Raw genomic sequence first — 18,825 nt, forward strand, 5'->3', positions numbered from 1 at the left:
ACCTCTCCTCGACGTGTGCTTTCTCGGGGTTGCCGTGCTCAGCGAGCGAACGCGCGCCGGGCGCGCCGGACCAGTCGCCATGCCTCACCTCTCAGTCGGCCGCGGACCCGCTCCGTGAGCGGCCGCGACAACCTGTCGTGCTCGCGGACCAGCGGGCGCATCGGCCCGAGGTAGAGGTCGAGGTCGCCGGCGGCCCGGGCCCGCTCGAACAGCTCGAAGCTGAGCTCCGAGAGCGTGCGCCGGGCGCGGACGAGCCGCACCCGGCGGCGCGGCACGCCGTACCCCGGGTCCACCCGCTTGCGCGGCACCCACTGCCCCGCGGCGACGTCGTCGGCCAGGCGGACGGCGAGGCCGTCGCGGCGGTGCCGGTAGTTGCCGGCCTGCGCGCGGACCAGGTCGTCCACCGTGACCGGTTCCAGGTGCACGCTCCCGTCGGCGACGCCGGACCGCAGCACACGCTCGGCGCCCTCGGTCCGGGTGACGACGACGTTCGTGCCCCGCGGGTCCGCCTCGTACCGGGGCAGCCACGCGTCGCCGAACACGACGTCGGCCGACTCGGCATACACGTCGTCGCAGAAGTTGCAGGCGTTGAGCTGGAACGACGCGTGCCCCCACTGCCCGCCGACCAGTCGGCCGGGCAGCTCGGAGACCGGCGTCGCGCCCGTGCCCCAGGCGCCGAACCGGTAGCGTCTCGCGCTCGCGCCCGGGTCCTTGATCCGGAAGTCCACCCGCGCCAGGTCGTCCGGCGCGATGCCCTGCTGCCAGGCCAGCGACTCGGCGAAGCCCGAGGCCTTCATGTGCCCGCAGACGATGCCCACGAGGTACCTGAGCTGGCCGGCGAGCACGGCGTCCTCCCGCATGAGGAGCCGCACCGCCTGGACGAAGCACGGGACGCCCACCAGGGCGTATCTGCGGCCGTCGCCGCGCAGGGCGGCGACCACCGTCGCGAGGGTGGTCGAGTAGTAGGCCGACTTGCGGCTGCCGAGCAGCTCGGCCGACGTCTCGGCGACCCGGTACTCGAACAGCCGGGGCCCGTCCGGCGTCGGCCCCACGTGCACGACGGCGTCGACCTCGCCGGTGTCGAGCAGCCGGGCGAGGAACCAGCTCGTCAGGCCGCCCGAGCTGCTCCGGTACACGTCGGCGTCGTCGGTGAGGCGTCCGGCCCAGGTGCCGCCGTGCACCCCCACCCGGCCGTCGCGGGGCAGGTGCTCGTCGAACGTCTCGGCGGCCACCTGGTCCTCGTCCGGCGACTCGTCCGCGAACGGGCACACGCGCGACGCCGCCGCGAGCAGCTCCGGCGCGACGCCGCTCGCGTCCGCCTCGTAGTACCCGCGCCGGCCGATCTCGACGGGGATCGCGCCGCCGGTGCGGACCGAGCAGGCACCGCAGCCCACGCACATCCGCCGGTCGATCACGTGCCGGATCGTCGGCTCCGGGGGCGTCGGGGGCGCCGGTGCGGGTTCGGGCGCCGTCACGACGGCCGCCCGAGGGCCGTGAGGTAGGCCGCACGGTGCCGCCGGCCGACCAGGTCCCAGTCCCGGTCCGTGAGGTCCGGGGCGGCCGTGCGCCGCCCGGACCGGATCGCCGAGACGGCCCGCTCGACGTCGGCGCCGGTCAGCGCCCCGTCGTAGAGGTGCACCCAGCCGGCACCCACCTCCTGGCGCAGGGCCGCGGAGGAGTCGCTCCGCGGCATGAGCACCGGCCGGTCCAGCGACAGAGCCAGCAGCGCCACCCCGGAGTTGTGGAACGTGGTGTACGCCAGGACCACGAGCTCGGCTGCGCGCACCTCGCGCACCAGGTCGGCGTCGTCGACGAACTCGAGCCGGTGGGTGACCCGGGGGTCGGTCTCCGCCGCGCGCCGCACGACCCCGGCGATGGCGGCGTCGAGCGGGTTGCCGACGATCCGCAGGCTGAGGTCCGGGTCGGGCAGGGCGGAGAAGACGTCGAGCAGGTGCTCCGTCCCCTTGTAGGGGCGGATGCGGCCCACCTGCAGCAGCCGTCCCGGCCGGCTCACCCACGCCGGGTCCACGTGGAACCGGCCCCGGAAGTGGCCGTGCGGGATCTCGACCGACCGGGCGCCCGGGGGCACCCGCGTCGCCGGGTTGAGCACGACCCGCAGCGCGGTACGGCGGTCGATCGCCGCGAGCACGCGCCGCTCGCCGCGCCCGCCGGGCTCGTGCGGCTCCTCGTTGTGCACGGTGCGGACCAGCGGCGTGCCGCGCACGGCGAGCCGGAGGAGCACCGCCCGCATGAGCAGGCGCTTGACCAGGGTGCCGGCCACCGTCCGATGCCGGACCAGCGACTCCGGCCAGTGCACGTGCAGCACGTCGTACGAGCCGAGCAGCGCCCGGGGCCACGAGAAGAACAGGGTCTCGATGCCGGCCCTGGCCCCGCCCTGGTGGACCTGGTCCACGTACCGGAGGTTGCCGCCCGTCCGGTCCCCCGCGGTGTGCAGCACCCGTACGGGCACGATCGTCGTCGGCACGGTCAGGCCTCCCTGCCCGCGCGGGAGCCCTGGTCCTCCGGGTGCACCGGCCCGAACGGGTGCTGCACAGGCAGGCGGCGACCGCCGCCGACGACGACCGGCACCGTCTCGCCCGGCACCGCGTCGCCCGGTGCCTTCTCGCCGGGCACGCTCTCGCCGGGCACCGGCTCGCCCGCCACGACGTCATCGGGGCCGCCCAGCGCCCCCTTGCCCCGCCAGTGCCGCGGCACCTCGCTCGTCCGGGGCGCCTGCTTCTGGTCGTGCTCGGCACCGAGCGCCCCGTACGCGTAGTAGCCGCCGTAGCCGTAGCCGGCGCGCTCGGCGGGGGCGAGCCGGTTGACCACCACCCCGAGCACCTTGGCCCCCACCGTGTCGAGGGCCGCGAGCGCCTCGGTGAGCTGTGGCCGGTGCGTGATCCCGGCGCCGACCACCACCACGGCCCCGCCGGTCATCTTGGCCAGGATCGCGCCGTCGGTGACGGGCAGCAGCGGAGCGGTGTCCACGAGCACCACGTCGTACGCCTCGCCGACCTCGGCGAGCAGCGCGGACATCTGGGTCGAGCCCAGCAGCTCGCTCGGGTTGGGCGGCACCTGGCCGGACGGCAGCACGGAGAGGTTCTCCGGCCCCCACGGCTGGACCGCATCCGCGTGGCGCACCCGGCCGATCAGCACGGTCGTGAGCCCGACGCTCCCCTCCAGCCCGAGGTAGCGCGAGACGGAGGGTCGCCGCAGGTCGGCGTCGACCAGGAGGACCCGGGCGCCGGCGTCCGCCAGGGTGATCGCCAGGTTGATGCTGGTGGTGGACTTCCCCTCGCCCGGCAGGGCCGACGTGATCACGAAGACGCGTGGCGCGCCCGCCACCTCCAGGAACTGGAGGTTGGTGCGCAGCCGCCGGTACGCCTCGGCACGGGGCGTGTGCGGGCTCTCCTGGACGATCAGCGGCCGGTCGGCCACCGCCTCGTCGAAGGTGATGGCCCCGATGAGCGAGGCGTCGGTGAGCTGCTGGACGTCGGCCTGGGTGCGGATCCTGGTGTCGAGCCGTTCCCGGAGGACGGCGAGGCCCACACCCAGGAACGCTCCCAGGAAGAGCCCGATCGCGAGGAACACCGTCGCGTTCGGTGACACGGGCCGGGTCGGCACGGCGGCGTCGCGCACGGTGCTGATCGTGACGGACGCCGCGGCCTCGCCGGCGGACCGCTCCAGCTCCGGCACGACCACCGACAGGCTGTGCGCGATCTCGTCCGCGGTCCGGGCGGCGAGGTCGGGCGACTCGTCGCTGACGGTGATCGTGATCAGCACGGTCTCGGAGGGCTGCTCGGCCTCCACCCGCGCGGCGAGCGACGTGACGGTGTCGTCCAGGCCGAGGGTCTCGATCACGGGCTCCAGCACACGCGGGCTGGTGATGAGCTCCGCGTACGACTTCACCTTGCCCACCGTGAAGTTGTTGCCGTCGATCATCTCGTTGAGCGAGGCCCCGCCGCCGGCGGCCACGTACACCTGGGACGACGCGCGGTAGACCGGCGTCGTCGTGAGGAGGAGCAGGACGGCGGCGACCGTGGTGACGACGGTCGTCGCCACCACCGTGCCCCAGTGCTTGCGCAGTACGGAGAGGTATTCGTTCGGTTCCAAGGGATTCCTCGTCAGTCGTGGGCCGGGTTCATCTGCCACGCGCCAGCCGGGCGCGTGCGAAGGACCAGCCGCTCCGGATGAACTGCGCCGGGTCGACGGCGGCGGCGCGGGCAAGACTGCTCACGGCGGTCGCCGGCTCTCCCGTCACCTGGGCGTGCCGGGCCCGGTACAGGAGCTCCTCGCACCGGACGCCCCGGGCGGTGAGGCTGTGGTCCGGGATGCCGAACCACGCCCCGTAGTACTTCCTGATCCGCTGCTTGGACTCGAGCACCCGGAGCGCGGACGTGGTCGACTTGCCGCCGTACATCCGGTATCGGAGCGCCGTCTCCGAGTGCCGGACCAGCGTGCCGGTGGCGGCCAGCCGCAGGAACAGCTCGAAGTCCTCGGCGTGGCGCGGGTGCAGCGAGGGCGGGAGGCGCGCGTCGGCGGCGGCCAGCGCGGTACGCCGGATCACCGCGCACCCCGGCGGCCACGGGCCGAACCCGGCCCGCAGGATCACGTCCCGCGAGATCTCGCCGTACCGCGGTGGCCACTCGCGCTCCGTCCCGTCAGGCCGGACGCCCAGGACGGTGCCGCCCGCGGCCACGACGGCGGGCGCGTCGTCGAGCACCTTGACCGACGCGCGGACCCCGTCGGGCACGAGCTCGTCGTCGGCGTCGAGCAGCACGACGTACCGGCCGGACGCCGTCCGCAGGCCGGTCTGCCGGGCCACCGAGGCGCCCCTGTTCGGCTGCGCCAGCACGTGCGCCCCGAACCGGCGCGCGACGTCGGCGGTCACGTCCGTGGAGCCGTCGTCCACGACGATCACCTCGTCGGCCGCCGCGGCGAAGGCGCTGTCGACGGCCGCGCCGAGGGTCGCGGCCGCGTTGAAGGCGGGGATCACCACCGAGAGCCCGAGATCAGCCACGGACCAGCTCCCCTCCATACCGGACAGCACCCGGCGGGCTGGCTGCCACTCGTGGCGCCGCGGGCCCGGCCCGCTGCAGCAGGTGCGCCGAGACGAACGGAGCGAGCACGAACAGCACCATGAAGGGGACCACCTCGATCGACTGGTAGACGAAGCTCTCCAGCACGCCACCCACCAGGCCGGCGCGCAGCCAGGAGTGGGTGCGGTCCACGGCTCCGACCGACTGGCCCAGGACCAGGTAGAAGAGGACCGCGCCGAGCACGCCGAAGCTGACGAGCTGCTGGAAGAAGCCGGACTCGACCACCCCGGCGGCGCCGCCGCCGAAGTTCTCGGTCACGTTGGTGTAGGTCCCGGTCCAGCCGCCGATGACGAGCGGGGAGTCCGTCCACAGCTCGACGGCCTGGAACCACTTGGTCACCCGGGTCGCGTTGCCCGCGCCGTCCAGGCTGACGGAGCTCAGGATGCGCTCGGCGTGGACGGTTCCGCTGAGCACCGCGGCCGTGACGAGCAGGGCGCCGGACCCCCAGTACACGTAGCGGATCCGGGTGGCGGCCCGGCGGGCCGTGACCACGTACGCGGCACAGCCGAGCGCAAGGATCATCACTCCGGAGCGGGAGAAGCTGAGCACCACGGCCACGGCGAACAGCACGGCGAGCACCGCGTGGACCGGCCGCCGCAGCACGGTCCACAGCTCCAGGAACACGAAGACGAGGAGTGCCACGAACAGCGGGTAGTGCAGGTAGTTGCCGCTCAGCGCCGAGGGCCGCACCAGGCCGCCCATGCTCGCCAGGTCGCTGCCGGGAAAGGTGTCGAGGAGCAGCTCGCGCTGCTGCAGCAGGGCGACGGCGACGGAGGCGGTGCCGGCGAGCCCCAGCCAGAACGTGACGGGCACGTCGCCCGCGTCGTCGGGCCGACGGGATGCCACGACCAGGATGGTCACGGCGAAGAACGCCATGACCGCCACGTAGACCCAGCCCGAGGCGCTGACCCTCACGACCGTGACATAGGTCGCCGACAGCATCGCCACCAGCAGGAAGAGGTACACCGTCCAGACCCGCCGGGCGTGCCCCGGCCTCGTGGCGCCGGGCGCGGCGAGAAGGGCCACGACGAACGCCGCGAGCGCCAGTGCCTGGCACAGGTACGCCCCCTGCTTGCCGACCAGCCCTTCCAGCGCGCCGCGGCCGCACGCCGCCAGCACGCACAGCCCGAAGGTGCCGCTGAGCAGCGCCCTACGCATGCCGGGCCTCCGAACGGGTACGGACGGCGTCGACGCGGCCCAGGGCGCGCGCCCGTGGCCCGACGGGGACCAGGCAGTGCGGGTGCTTGCGGTAGAACCGGGCGGCCGAGGCGAGCTCGTGCCGCCACGCGGTGGCGGAGAAGCCCCGAGCGGTCTCGCGCCCCCAGCCGTGCCGCCAGCGCACGTCACCGTCCAGCCGGACGCCCATGCCGTACCGCCAGGCGCGCAGCCCCAGGTCCGAGTCCTCGTAGTAGACGAAGAAGCCGTCGTCCCAGCCGCCGAGCGCGGCGAGGTCGCTGCGCGTCACCGCGAGCGCGGCCCCCATGGCCCAGACCACCTCGACCAGCTCGCCGGGACGCGCGAACCGTAGGTAGGCGGGGTCGCTCCGGCGCAGCAGGTGTCGCAGCTTGCGGGTCGGGAAGGGGAGCCCCCGGCCGTTCTCCTGGGGCGAGCCGTCGGCGTTCACGAGCTGCGGGGCGACGAGCCCGCCGTGCCGGCGGGCTCCGTCGGCGAGCGCCGCGACGCCGTCGGGCGTCACCGTGACGTCGGGGTTGCAGAAGATCAGCACGTCGCAGTCCGTGGCGGCCACGCCCACGTTGTTCGCCGCGGAGAAGCCGCGGTTGGAGCCCAGCGCGACCACCTGTGCCCCGAGCCGCCGCGCGACCCGCCGCGAGTCGTCCGACGAGTGGTTGTCCACCACGGTCCACCGGTACGGGCCGAACGGCCGGCCGGCCCAGAAGCGCTCCAGGTCGCGGGCGCTGTTGTACGAGACGGTGATCAGGCCTACGCGGTCGGACGACGTCACCGACGCTCTCCTTGTCTCTCGTTCCGGGCCCTGCCGACGGGGGGGGCGGGTCAGTAGGACCCGTTGGGTGAGATCACCTCGCGCGCGGTGCGCAGCATGATCCCGATGTCGCCCAGGAGGCTCCAGTTCTCGACGTAGTAGAGGTCGAGCCGCGCGCCCTGGTCGAGGGACAGGTCGTTGCGGCCGCTCACCTGCCACAGGCCGGTGAGCCCCGGTTTCACGAACAGCCGGCGCCGCAGGGCGTCGTCGTACTGCGCCACCTCGAGGGCCACCTGCGGGCGCGGGCCGACCAGACTCATGTCGCCCTTGATGACGTTGAGGAGCTGGGGGAGCTCGTCGAGCGAGTACTTGCGCATGATCCGGCCGAGCCGGGTGACGCGCGGGTCGGCCTTGGGCTTGTAGAAGACGCCGACGTCGCCGTCGAGCAACTCGGCCAGCTCCGCCTCGGCGTGCAGCCGCATCGACCGCAGCTTGAACAGGGTGAACGGCCTGCCGTGCCGGCCGATCCGCTGCTGCGTGAACAGCGCGGGGCCCGGGCTGGTCAGCCGCACCAGGCCGGCCAGGACGACCAGCGGCACCGTGACGACCAGCAGGATCAGTGTGGCCACGACCACGTCGAAGACCCGCTTGAGCACATGCTGCAGGCCCGTGTAGCCGGGCGGCGCCACCTGCACCACGGGCACACCGTCCACCGGGGTGATCACCAGGCGCGGGGCCGCGACGTCGGCCAGGGCGGGCACGACCACGAGCTCGGCGCCCGTGGACTCCAGGTCCCACGCCAGCCGCTTGAGCGCGTGGGGGGTCGCGCCGTCGGACGCCGTCACCGCCACGACGTCGACGTCGTAGGCGCGCGCGGAGGTCGCGGCGTCCTCGATCCGGCCGAGCACCGGCAGGCCGCCGACCGGTTCCTGGCGGGCGGCACCTCCGGGCAGGCAGACGCCGACCACCTCGAACCCCGCCTGGTGCGTGCGTCCCACGCGGTGACACAGGTCGGCCACCGCGTCACGGGAGCCGACGACGAGCGTGCGCCGCTGGAACTCGCCCCTGGCCCGCTCCCGGTGCAGCCTGCGCGCGAGCAGCCACCGGCCGCCGGTCACCGCCACGATCCCGACGGGGAGCGCGACGGCGACGTAGGACCGCGCCAGGTCGAACTTGACGAGGTAGCAGACGATCGCGGCGAGCCCGAAGAGCCCGGCGGTGGCGCGGGCCACGCGCGCGTACTCCTCGCCCCCCGACCCCAGGACGCGGGGACTGCGCGAGCCGGCGAGCCCGAGCGCGAGCACCCAGGCCTCGGCGAGCGCCACGGAGATGAGCACGTACTGGCCGCCGCGCGGCTCGACGAGGTCCACCTCGACGCCCCGGTCGAACCGGAGCACGTACCCGAGGGCCACGGCGGCCGTGACGGCGGCGAGGTCGGACAGCAGCGCGCGCCGGACGATCACGTCCTGCCACGGGGCCGCGGGTCCCCTGCGGGGTGCGGGCGCCGTCATCGGGGCGTCCCGCCGGAGCTGTGCGGTGGGAGGTCGGTTGTCGAGGGTCAAGACCTGCTCCTGGACTGGTGTCCGTCGATGTCCGTGCTCCGTCCGCACGCCGCGCCGCATCTCGGTGGTGCGGTGCGGCGTGCGGGTCGTGCGGAGCCGCCCGGGGGCGGTCCGGCAGGTCAGCCGCGCCTGGCCCGCATACGGAGCGCCAGCAGCGTGCCCACGCCGAGCAGCAGCAGCCCTCCGGCGACCACCAGGTACGGGAGGCTCGTGGAGCCGGTCGCGGCCAGGCCGCCCCCGCCGCCGGCCCCGCCACCCGCCGTGACGGCGGTGATCGTGTAGACGTCGGACAGCGGGTTGCCGTCGTCGTCGAAGACCTGCACGGTGTAGTCACCGGGTGCGCTGACGGTGGCGGTGCTGGACACCGTGCCGTCCTCGTCGAGGGTGAGGCTCTCCGCGTCGGCGCCCGCCACCTCCACCGTCTGGTCGGCCGCCGCGGCCTCGCCCGCGAAGGCGATCTGGACGGTGATGGTGGCCCCGGCCAGGTCCGGGCAGGTGATGGTGAACCCGAAGGGTTCGCCCACCGTCACCGTCGTGCTCTCGAAGGTGATCTCGCACGGAAACTCGCCGGGGCCGTACTCGTCCGCGGCAGCGGCCGTCGCCGGGGCCAGGACGGCCGCTGCCGTGATGGCCATGGCGCTGATGAGACGTCGAAGCATTGCTCAGTCCTTGAGGTCGTGACGTTGTTGCGGGGCGTAGTGATCGGTGTCTCGGCACCGGGCTTCGCGGCCCGGCATATCCAGCTGGGCACGCGGTCCTTCGTTTGTTCACTCGCCGGGAGCATCATTTTCGACGGACGTCACCACGGGTCTCGGACCCGGTGTTGTTCGCAGAATGACGCCCCCGTCCTGCTGCTTCCCGGTGATGATTACATAGGTGATAGAAGATGTCTCTCCCGCATTCAGCGAGAAATCATGAAATGACAGCCAGAGCTCATCATGTTTTTGCGGCGATAACCCGACATCTCCCGACTTGTCTGACGCCGCGACGATCCGCCCGCCGGCGGGCGCGTAGACCAGGGCGCGCAGCCGCACCTCACCGGGTCGGGTCTCGTCGGCACCGACCACGTAGTCGGGCAGATCTGCCACCTCACCTGCGTCGACGCGCGAGGTGTACGTGACCGTGACCGCCAGCTCGCGCGAGCCGTCGGGGCGCGACCCGCGCTCGACCACGTCGACCGCGGTGTCGACGTAGTACGCGATCTTCGCCATCTGAATTCCCTGGGTGAAAACGCCGACGACGGGACGGTCGGCGGTCACGCCACGGAGGGCACCGTCCAGCACCGTGCCCTCCAGGAGGTCCGCCTCGGCGGGCTCGCTGGACCACACCGACAGGCGCCCGTCCCGGGCGGACGCGGCGAGGGAGCCGACCATCCCGGCGGGATCGCTCCCGCCGGTCGACAGCGCGGTGAACGCCCGCTCGGCGACGTCCGCGAAGATCTCGTTCTGCTCCTGCGGCGTCTGCGTGCGGTAGACGCCGTTGAGCAGGTAGGACACCAGCTCGTCGCCACGCAGCACCCCGCCCGGGCCGGTGTCGACGCCGTCCAGCAGACCGGCCAGCGCCACCGGGTCGGTGGACAGCACGCCGTCCACGGTCTGCCCGGTCTCGCGCCGCCACATCTCGCGCGCGACCTCGGCCGCCCGCGGGAAGTCGGGGGTCGCGGTGACGTTCTGCATCCACCGGCCCAGGTCGTTCCCACCCAGGACCCGCTGCTCGTCCCGGGTCAGCTCGACCACCGGCCGGTCGAACGAGCCCACCTGCGCACCGGGCCGCTGGTCGGTGAGCTCGATCCGGCCCTCGTCGGCGTGCAGCACCAGCACGGTGCCCACGATGCCGCCCAGCGCCCGCGGCTCGGCGTTGTTCTGCACCAGCACCAGGTAGTCGCGCGGCCCGTCCGCGCCCAGCATGGGCGGGATGAGCTGGGCCGCGCGCGACGCCGTGGCCGTGGACATCCGCAGGTCGGCGAGCCGGTCCCGCAGGTCGCGCGCCGCCACGGAGACCTGGGGCAGCAGCGGTTCGTCGCCGATACCGGTCACGGTCCGCAGCGCGTAACCGACCGCCTCGTCGGCGCTCCGCACGTCAGGCGCCACCTGGCGCAACGGTCCGAGGTCCACCCGTCCGTCCCGCGGCGCCAACGTGGCCGGATCGGCCACCTCCATCACCTCCGCGAGTCGCGGCAGGGGCCCTCGCGCCAGACGGTCGACCACGGTCGCCATCGTCGCGACGGCCTCCACCGTGGGACCCACGCCGGGCAGCCGGCCCGCGAGCGACCAGTTCGCCCCGGACGTCGCGTCCCGCGCGTGGGCCGCATGCCGTTGCAGGTCGGCCACGGTCACGTCGAGGCGGTCGGTCCGGCCCGCGACAGCGTCGGCCTGCAGCGTGGCGACATCGCGCGCGGCTCGGTCCAGTGCGCCGCGGGCCCGCACGGCGTCGAGCGCGACCCAGGTGAGCAGGAAGACGACAGCGAGCAGGACGGTCACCACACCCAGCAGCACCACCCGGAGTGCCCGGCGGCGCCGCCTGGTCCAGAACGGCGGGCCGGTCCGGGCAGTTCCGGTCCTACCCGGTACGGGCGATGGGGTCCGCGCGGGGGCACGCGGCGTCGGGAGCGCCTGCGCGCCCATCCATTTCTCGCCCCAGCCAGGGTGGGTCACCGGGCCTCCTGATGGCTCTTTCGGCAAAGTGCGCGTTAGATTACCTGCGGCCTGTCGGACGGGCGCGGTGAATTGAGTTTCGTGCAAATTCACGAATACGGTCCGTGCAGGTTCATCTAATGATTTCGAACACAACTGGATGCATAATCACGCGGCAATGCCGTGTTTCATTTCGCGCCATCTCCTGGAAATGCGCCCGCGCGCCACCGTCGCGAGAGAGAGGTACCCCTCATGCCGTTCACCGTGCTCGCCGTCTGCACGGGCAACATCTGCCGCTCCCCGGCCGTCGAGGTGCTCCTGCGGGGCGTCCTGGACGGGTCGGTCACGGTCGGCAGCGCCGGGACGCACGCCGTCGTCGGGCATCCCGTGTCAGCGCCCATGGCGGAGCTGCTTACCGCCGACGGGTTCCCGGCCACCGGCTTCGCCGCCCGGCAGCTCGTCCCCACCCTCGTCGAGCGGGCCGACCTGGTGCTCGCCCTGACGCCCGCGCACCGGGCCGCGGTGGTCGAGCAGGTCCCGGGGGCGGTCCGCCGCACCCTCACGCTCCGCGAGCTGGGCCGGTTGTCCGGCACCCTGGGCCCGGGCGCCGTCGCCGGGTCGGACGACGCCGCCCGCCTCGCCGCCCTCCTGCCCGCCGCCGTCGCCGAGCGGCCGCGGCACGCGGGCCGCGAGCACGACGACGTCGTGCTCGACCCCTACGGGCACTCGGCCGCCACCTACCGGCGTTCGTACGACCAGCTGGTCGACGCCCTGACCCCGGTGCTGGAGGTGCTGCGCGCGTGACGCCGGCGCCGCGGAATTCACCCGCGCGGTGTCGGGCTACGCCAGGCCCAGCGAGCCCTTGTCCGTACACTGACAAGGTGCCAACGATCCGCTCCCTGCTGGCCCACCCCGAGGAGCGACGCCCCAGCCCGCCGGCCCCGCACGCCGATCTCTACCGCGTGTTCGGCGCGGGAATCGGGCTGTTCGCGCTCGGGCTCGTGGTCGGGGTCGTGCTGCTCCTGACCGGGCGCGGCACCGTCGAGGGCGTCGCCATCTGCGGCACGGGCGTGGTGCTCGGCGGCCTGGGCCTCGTCTGGGCCCGCCGCCACCGGTAGCGCTCCGGCGCTCAGTCCCGCCCGATGTCCCAGGCCCGCTCGGCACTCAGTGCCTCGGCCCGGTCCGGGTCCCGCAGTGCCGCCTCCAGCAGCAAGGCGTCCGCCCCGGTCAACTCGGCCAGCGCCCGCGCGAGGCCCGCGGACGAGACGGCGTGCGGCACCTGTCCGGCCGGCGTCGCGGACACCCACCACGCCACGGGCCGGCCCTCCACGGTGAGGACGTCGTGGCTGCGCCACGTGTGCGGGGCGTCGGGTACGACGGCGCGGACCCGGGCGTCCAGCTCGACCAGCTCACCGGGTTCGTCCGGAACGAGGTCCGTCGCGTCCTCCAGCGGCAGGTCGAGCAGCTCGGCCAGGGCCTCGGCGATGTCGGGTGGCGCGGGGACCACCGGACCGAGCTGGGCCCACCGGAGCGACGCGGCCACCGCGAGGTCGTCCGTGCTCTCCACGGTGACGCCGTCGGGACCGAGCGCGGGCAGCCGGCCGGGCGCGATGCCGGGCGCGTCCGCCCGGGCGAGCGCGGCCAGGCCCGCCCAGACGGCGCGGGCGACGACGGCGGGCAGCCGCCCGGCCGGCCCGGACCCGGCGTCGGGCAGCCGGTCCAGCACCGCCGCCCAGTCGCGTCCGGGCAGGTCAGCCAGGTCATGCAGGCCGCCGAGGGCGGCCAGGAGGTCGTCGTCGAGGCCTGCCGTCGCGGCCGGGGCCGGCGGGAGCAGCGGTGTGTCCCAGAGCGCGAACGGCGCCCCGAGCCGGCGGCGCAGGAACCACGCCGTGTACGACGCCGCCTGCCGGTCCGGGGCGTCCGGCGAGCGCACGGGCGTGAGCAGCGCACGACGCAGGTCGGGGTCGGCGGCGATGCGGGCCAGCGCGGCGGCGAGCGGGCCGGCTCCGGGGTCCGCGCCGTCGGGCAGGGCGTCGAGGTCGGGCACGGCCGGCACGTCGCCGACCCACGCGCCCGTGCCGAGCTCGTCGGCCAGGTAATCCAGGTAGCCGTCCCAGTCGGAGAGCCAGCCGGCAGGGTCGTCGGGACCGTAGTCGGGCTCGTCGCCCTCGTCGGGCGTCACCACGTCGGCCACCCGGTAGGCGCCCAGGTCGGCGCGGGCCCCGGCGGCGGCGAGGGTGTCTGCGCCCCAGCGCCCGACGACGTCGTCGGGCACCTGGACGAGATCGAGGTGCCGGGCGGCCCACGTGCCGGGCAGCGCGAGCTCGCGCAGCGGGTCCGCGCCGTCGTCCGCCGCGACGGGCAGCTCGCCCAGCCAGAACGGGAGGTCCTCCGGACCGGACTCCGCGACGGCGAGCCGCACGAGCTCGAGCACCGCGGAGACGGTCTCGTCGGGGGCCGGGTCACCGTCGTCGAGGACCTCCTCGGCCGCGGCAAGGGCGGCGGACCGGACCCCGCCGTCCGCGAGCAGCCCGCGCGGGGTGGTGGGCGTGGCCCCGGCCCGTTCCAGCACGGGGTGGGCGGCATCCGGGTGGACCACCCGGACGCCGAGCGCGCGGGCGATACCGGCGAGCCGTGGGGCGTCGAGCAGCACCGTCCCCCGGGGGCCCCGGGTCACGCGGCCGTCCGCCAGCGGCAGCGGAGCCCCGGCGACCGCCTCCAGCACCGCCGGATCCGCGGCGTGCGCGGCGAGGGCGTCGAGCGCCGCCCGGACCACACCCGGCTCGGGCGGGAGAGCCTCGACGAGGTCGGCGAGGCCCAGCGGGTCCGCGCCGAGCGAGCGCACGAGGGCCTGGTGCCGCACGGGGACGGTGACCAGCGCCCTGGGGGTGCCGAGGGCGAGCGCGTGGGCGAGCGCCGGGTCCTCGCCGAGCGGCCCCGCGACGAACGCCGCGTCCCGCGGGGCCACGAGCGGCGCCTCGGAGCCGTGGTCGACGACGCCGTCCGACGCCCCCGGCTCTCCGGCCGTGGCGAGCCGCAGCAGGGGTGCGTCGCGCAGCGCCACGTCGGCCGCCGCGCGGACCGCGGCGTCCACGTCGCCCGCCGGAAGCCCGGTCGGGATCAGCCCGAGCACGTCGGGCTCACCGATGTCGCCGGGGTGCCCGGACCCGAGCTCGCCCAGGAACGCGGCGTAGGCGCGGCCGGCCTCGACGGCGACCCGGTCCGACGTCGGCCCCGGGAGCACGCCGCGGCGTCCGGGATCGACCGGGAACGACGCGATCAGGAGCGCGGGGAACGAGAGCCGCACATCCGTCGGCGTGGGCGCGTGCAAGGTCGGCCCGACGGCAGAGCGACTCCCCGCCGCGGGCAGCGCCCAGAGCACCGACCAGTCCGCGCGGCGCGCCTCGGACGGCAGCGAGTCGTCCGGCTCCAGGGTTCCGGACGCCCGGTGCACCCGCCAGCGCGTGCCGACGTCACGCACCACCCGCGGGGTCGCCCGGGGCGCGGCGTCGGGTCCAGAACCCGGCTGACCTGCGAAGTCGTCCTCGATCACCAGCTCGTCGAGGGCGGGCAGCGCGAGCAGGAGCCCGTCGTCGACGGCGGCGAGCTGGGCGCGGACCGCGGCCACCGCCCGGGCGTCGCGCAGCCGGAGCTCGACCACGGTGTCCGGCTCGTCCGGCGTCGTGGCCGCCGCCGGAAAGGGAAGCCGCAGCACGGGCAGCGCGCCCCCACGCGCGCCGGCGGCGCCCAACAGCCGGTCCCCGGGTGCGATCTCGGTCGGTTGCCCTGAGACCGGTCCGGCGTCGGACCGGTCTCGATGCAGGGGACCGATCTCGTCCGCGCCGAACGCCAGCCCCAGCTCCGCGCGCGTGTCCGCGAGCGAGAAGCGCACGCCGCCCGCGCGGGAGCGCACCTGGATCTCGTCCGACACCGACCGGACAGCCGCGAACCCCACCCCGAACCGGCCCACGACGCCGTGGGACGCCCCGGCGTCGACGTCCCCGGACCCGCCGGACTTCGCGGAGGCGCGCAGGGCGGCCAGCGAGGCCACCCCGTCGGCGTCGAGCGGGGCGCCGGTGTTGGTGGCGACGAGCCACCACCCGGGCTCGGCACCGGCGGCGCCGGCCGCGCCACCCGCGCCGCCCGTGTCGGGGCGCGGCTCCAGGGTCAGCGTCAGCCGGCCCCGTACCCCGGCGCGCGCGGCGGCGTCAGCCGCGTTCTGCGCGAGCTCCACCACCACCCGGTCGCGGTACCAACCCCGCGCGTGGTCCTCCTCGGAGTTCGCGTCCTCGCGAAAGCGCGTCGGGGACGCGCGCCACGCCTCGGTCACCGCGCGGCGTAGCGCGCCGGTGCCGAACGGGTCGTGGGTCACGCGGAGGGTTCGTCCCCGCTGCCCGCCGGTGTGTCGGAGGCCGTGGGCACCTGCTCGACCTCGTTCTCGTCGATCAGCGGGGCCGGCGCCGGCCAGTCGGTCGGGTGGGCCTCGACGTCGGTCTCCGAGTGGGCGCCGCAGCCGTGGTCGAGCGAGACCACCTTGCCGTCGTCGGGCGACCACTCGTTGGCGCAGACGCCGAAGAGCTGGCCCATCGGGCCCGACAACGGGATGAGGAACGCGCAGTCCGTGCACTCGGCCGCCGCGGCGACAGCACCCGCGGACGTCGGCCCGCGCGAGCCGCGGTACCAGCGCTCGGCCGCCTCGGCGCGGCCCTGCGGGGACAGCACGCGGGCGCGGGCGAGCGCGAGCTCCTCGATCGCCACCTCGTCGACCTCGGGGTCACCGGTCGCGGTGTAGCCGGGCTCGAGCCGCGGGTCGTCGGCGCGGAAGGGCAGCACGTCCCCCGGGCCGACGTCGCCCGGGCGCAGCCGCTCGGACCACGGCAGCCAGGCGGGGGCGAGGATCGCCTCGTCGCCGGGCAGCAGCTCGACCTCGCTGATCGTGGCGGTGCGGCCGCGCGGCACGCGCGTCACCGTGACCGTCCAGTGCCAGCCGCGGTAGCCCCGCATGGTGGCGGCGAAGCGGTGCGAGACCACTCGTTCGTCCTCGAAGAGGGTGCCGAGGTGCTCCCCGACGTCCTCGGGTCGCTCGGCGACCTCCTGCGCGGCGGCGCGCGCGAGCTCGGCGGCACCGTTCAGGACGGCGTCTCGGCTGGAGCGCGCGGTGAGCCGCCGGAAGGGCGTTCGTGCGGCGGGCGCGGTGATCGTCACCATGTTCCTCGGGACCTCGTGGGTTTCAGGCGTCGAAGTCGTCTGCGACCTTGCGCAGCATCTTGGCAAGCGTCTCCGGGTTCTTCGGATAACGCCCCTTGCGCAGGTCATTTGCCACCCGGTCGAGCATCTGCGTCAGATCACCGACGATGACAGCCATGTCGTCGGCGGGCTTCCGCCTCGCCTTGGCGACCGACGGTGCGGCGTCGAGCACCTTGACCGCGAGCGCCTGCGGACCGCGGCGGCCGTCGGCCACCCCGAAGTCCACGCGCGCGCCGGGCTTGGGCACGACGCCGTCCGGCAGCGCGGAGGCGTGCAGGAACACCTCGCCGCCGTCCTCGTTGGCGATGAAACCGAAGCCTTTGTCGGTGTCGAACCACTTGACCTTGCCGGTGGGCACTGCGACCTTCTTCTGTGCTTGTCGGTACTGCTCGCGAAACTGCTCATGGTGGCCCGGGGTGCTGCGGCTGACGCGCTCTCTCCGGACTCGTTGCACAAGGTTACCGGGCGGATGCCTGCCGCGTCGCATGCATTGGCCACTCTTCGCCCACGGGGTGCCTGCTGGCCGCCCGCGCGCGGGCCTCAGACAGCGATCCCGAGGTCGGTGGCGAGCCGGCGCGCCACCTCGTCGAGCCACGCCTCCGGGTCCGCGACCGAACCGACCTGGTGCCCGAACAGCTCGAACGAGATCAGGCCGAACAGCGTGGTCCACGCCATGATCGTGCGCCGCACGGCCTCGGCCACGACGTCGTCCGCCAGGTCGGTGCCCGACCACAGTCCGTGGTCCGCGATGAAGGCGAGCGCGGGCGCGACCGTCACGGGCACGGCCCCGTGCCCGCCCGGAGCCGGGGCGGCCACCGGCCGCGCCCCCGCCGCGTAGGCGTCGCCGACGATCCGGGCGAGCACGGTGACGACGCGGACGGCGGGGGCCACCGTGTCCCGCGGCGCGGCGTAGCCGGGCACGGGGGTGCCGTACAGCAGCCCGAACTCCCCGGGGTGCGCCACGCACCAGGCCCGCACGGCGCGGAAGGTGGCCAGCCAGCGGGTGCCGGTGTCCGCCCGGTCGGCGACGGCGGCGTCGGCCGCCTCCGCGGCGGCCCCGAGCTCGTCGTACGACTCGACGAGAAGGGCTGTCAGCAGGGCGTCCCGGCTCGGGAAGTACCGGTACACGGCCGAGGACACCATCTCGACGTCCCGCGCGACGGCGCGCAGGGAGAGTGCGGCGGCGCCGTCGGTGGTCAGCCGCGCGCGGGCGGAGTCGAGGATCTCGCGGGTGATCGTCTCGCGGGCAAGGGCGCGGGCGGTGCGGGCCGGACTCATGCCGCCCAGGTTCGCATGGCGGATCACTGCACACAACCGAGAGCACTGCTCTTGCCAAGGCGCACTCGCTCGTGTCACGCTTGCGCCACGAGTTGAGAGCACCGCTCTCGGAATGGAGCATCGATCATGTCTGACCGTCACCTCATCGTCGGCGCCGGCCCCATCGGCCGCCATGTCGCCGCCCTCCTGGCCGAGCGCGGGTCACAGGTCACCGTCGTGAGCCGCTCGGGCCGCAGCACCGGGATCGACGGCGTGGAGCACCTCGCCCTCGACGCCTCCGACGCCGACGCCCTGGCCCGTGCGGCCGAGGGCACCGACTACCTCTACAACTGCGCCAACCCGGCCGACTACACCCGGTGGGAGCAGGTGTGGCCGCCGCTCGCCGCGTCCCTGCTGTCCGCCGCGGAGCGCTCGGGCGCGGTCTACGCGATCACCGGCACCCTGTACCCGTACGGCCCCGTCGACGTGCCGATCTCGGAGGACCTGCCCGACGCCGCCACGGACCACAAGGGCCGGCTCCGCGCCCGGATGTGGGCCGACGCCCGGGCCGCGCACGAGGCCGGGCGTGTGCGGGCCGTCGAGATCCGCGGTTCCGACTACATGGGCCGCGGCGTGGGCGGCAACGGCCACGTCTCGCGCGTCGTGCCGGACGCGCTGCTCGGCAAGCGGGTGCTGATGATGGGCCGCAGCGACCAGCCCCACACCTTCACCGACGTCGCCGACGCCGCCCGCACCCTGGTCGCCGCCGCCGAGGACCCGGGCGCCCACGGCCGCGTCTGGCACGTGCCGAGCAACGCACCCGTCACGCAGGCCCAGGCCCTGACCGACGTGCTCGCGAGCGCGGGCAAGCCGCCCGTGCGCATCTCGACCCTGCGCGGCGCCGGGCTGGCCGCGGCGGCCCTGGCCGTGCCCTTCATGCGGGAGATGCGCGAGATCATCTACCAGTGGGAGCGGCCTTACGTGCTGGCCGACGCCGCTGCCCGCGCCCGCTTCGGCATCACCCCGACGCCGTGGGAGGAGGTCTGCCGCCGCACCGCGCAGGTCTGAGGGCGGTCCGGCGTCGA

16 protein-coding genes are annotated in these 18,825 nt (G+C 74.7%); 3 read left to right on the forward strand and 13 right to left on the reverse strand.

The features are described 5' to 3' along the window. Nucleotides 1-38: 38 nt before the first annotated feature. From ACH47X_RS13610 to ACH47X_RS13650, 9 genes are all read right to left on the reverse strand, one after another. On the reverse strand, nt 39-1,475 hold the full coding sequence (locus ACH47X_RS13610; RefSeq protein ID WP_397405067.1) for a Coenzyme F420 hydrogenase/dehydrogenase, beta subunit C-terminal domain: 1,437 nt from the start codon (nt 1,473-1,475) through the stop codon (nt 39-41). After that, nucleotides 1,472-2,485 carry a glycosyltransferase gene (locus ACH47X_RS13615; protein ID WP_397405069.1) on the reverse strand — a complete coding sequence of 338 codons (1,014 nt, stop codon included), beginning with the start codon at nt 2,483-2,485 and terminating at the stop codon, nt 1,472-1,474. The genes ACH47X_RS13610 and ACH47X_RS13615 overlap by 4 nt, the downstream gene beginning before the upstream one ends. Nucleotides 2,486-2,487: 2 nt before the next feature. Beyond that, complete coding sequence (locus ACH47X_RS13620; protein ID WP_397405071.1) at nt 2,488-4,113, reverse strand: polysaccharide biosynthesis tyrosine autokinase; 1,626 nt, start codon at nt 4,111-4,113, stop codon at nt 2,488-2,490. A gap of 28 nt (nt 4,114-4,141) precedes the next feature. Beyond that, the gene (locus ACH47X_RS13625; protein ID WP_397405073.1) at nt 4,142-5,020 is read right to left on the reverse strand and encodes a glycosyltransferase family 2 protein; all 879 of its coding nucleotides are present in this window, start codon (nt 5,018-5,020) and stop codon (nt 4,142-4,144) included. Then, entirely contained in the window at nt 5,013-6,257 is a 1,245-nt protein-coding gene (locus ACH47X_RS13630; protein WP_397405075.1) for an O-antigen ligase family protein, read from the reverse strand. The genes ACH47X_RS13625 and ACH47X_RS13630 overlap by 8 nt, the downstream gene beginning before the upstream one ends. Beyond that, nucleotides 6,250-7,062, reverse strand: coding sequence for a glycosyltransferase (locus tag ACH47X_RS13635; RefSeq protein ID WP_397405077.1), 813 nt, complete (start codon nt 7,060-7,062; stop codon nt 6,250-6,252). The genes ACH47X_RS13630 and ACH47X_RS13635 overlap by 8 nt, the downstream gene beginning before the upstream one ends. A 50-nt stretch (nt 7,063-7,112) precedes the next feature. Then, on the reverse strand, nt 7,113-8,603 hold the full coding sequence (locus ACH47X_RS13640; protein ID WP_397405079.1) for a sugar transferase: 1,491 nt from the start codon (nt 8,601-8,603) through the stop codon (nt 7,113-7,115). Nucleotides 8,604-8,722: 119 nt separating this feature from the next. Continuing rightward, complete coding sequence (locus ACH47X_RS13645; protein WP_397405081.1) at nt 8,723-9,262, reverse strand: hypothetical protein; 540 nt, start codon at nt 9,260-9,262, stop codon at nt 8,723-8,725. 108 nt (nt 9,263-9,370) lie between these two features. Continuing rightward, nucleotides 9,371-11,257, reverse strand: coding sequence for a DUF4012 domain-containing protein (locus ACH47X_RS13650; RefSeq protein ID WP_397405083.1), 1,887 nt, complete (start codon nt 11,255-11,257; stop codon nt 9,371-9,373). A gap of 231 nt (nt 11,258-11,488) precedes the next feature. On the opposite strand from ACH47X_RS13650, the gene ACH47X_RS13655 reads away from it, so the two are divergent. Both ACH47X_RS13655 and ACH47X_RS13660 read left to right on the forward strand, forming a co-directional pair. Continuing rightward, nucleotides 11,489-12,040, forward strand: coding sequence for an arsenate reductase/protein-tyrosine-phosphatase family protein (locus tag ACH47X_RS13655; protein WP_397405085.1), 552 nt, complete (start codon nt 11,489-11,491; stop codon nt 12,038-12,040). Nucleotides 12,041-12,117: 77 nt separating this feature from the next. Beyond that, the gene (locus tag ACH47X_RS13660) at nt 12,118-12,354 is read left to right on the forward strand and encodes a hypothetical protein (protein ID WP_051433007.1); all 237 of its coding nucleotides are present in this window, start codon (nt 12,118-12,120) and stop codon (nt 12,352-12,354) included. Nucleotides 12,355-12,365: 11 nt separating this feature from the next. On the opposite strand, the gene ACH47X_RS13665 is transcribed toward ACH47X_RS13660, so the two are convergent. The 4 genes from ACH47X_RS13665 to ACH47X_RS13680 all read right to left on the reverse strand — a co-directional run bounded on the left by ACH47X_RS13665 (nt 12,366) and on the right by ACH47X_RS13680 (nt 17,761). Beyond that, a complete protein-coding gene (locus tag ACH47X_RS13665; RefSeq protein WP_397405087.1) occupies nt 12,366-15,608 on the reverse strand; it encodes a sacsin N-terminal ATP-binding-like domain-containing protein in 3,243 nt (1,080 codons plus the stop codon). Then, nucleotides 15,605-16,444: a DUF3027 domain-containing protein gene (locus tag ACH47X_RS13670; RefSeq protein ID WP_397405089.1), complete on the reverse strand. Its 840-nt coding sequence runs from the start codon at nt 16,442-16,444 to the stop codon at nt 15,605-15,607. The genes ACH47X_RS13665 and ACH47X_RS13670 overlap by 4 nt, the downstream gene beginning before the upstream one ends. Before the next feature lie 22 nt (nt 16,445-16,466). After that, nucleotides 16,467-16,841, reverse strand: coding sequence for a cold-shock protein (locus ACH47X_RS13675; RefSeq protein ID WP_036964186.1), 375 nt, complete (start codon nt 16,839-16,841; stop codon nt 16,467-16,469). A 182-nt stretch (nt 16,842-17,023) separates the two neighbouring features. Then, entirely contained in the window at nt 17,024-17,761 is a 738-nt protein-coding gene (locus ACH47X_RS13680) for a TetR/AcrR family transcriptional regulator (RefSeq protein ID WP_397405092.1), read from the reverse strand. A 126-nt stretch (nt 17,762-17,887) separates the two neighbouring features. Between ACH47X_RS13680 and ACH47X_RS13685 the strand changes: the two genes are divergently transcribed. Then, nucleotides 17,888-18,808, forward strand: coding sequence for an NAD-dependent epimerase/dehydratase family protein (locus tag ACH47X_RS13685; protein ID WP_397405094.1), 921 nt, complete (start codon nt 17,888-17,890; stop codon nt 18,806-18,808). Nucleotides 18,809-18,825 lie beyond the last annotated feature (17 nt).

It is taken from the genome of Promicromonospora kroppenstedtii (genome assembly GCF_044389675.1).
GTDB lineage: Bacteria > Actinomycetota > Actinomycetes > Actinomycetales > Cellulomonadaceae > Promicromonospora > Promicromonospora kroppenstedtii.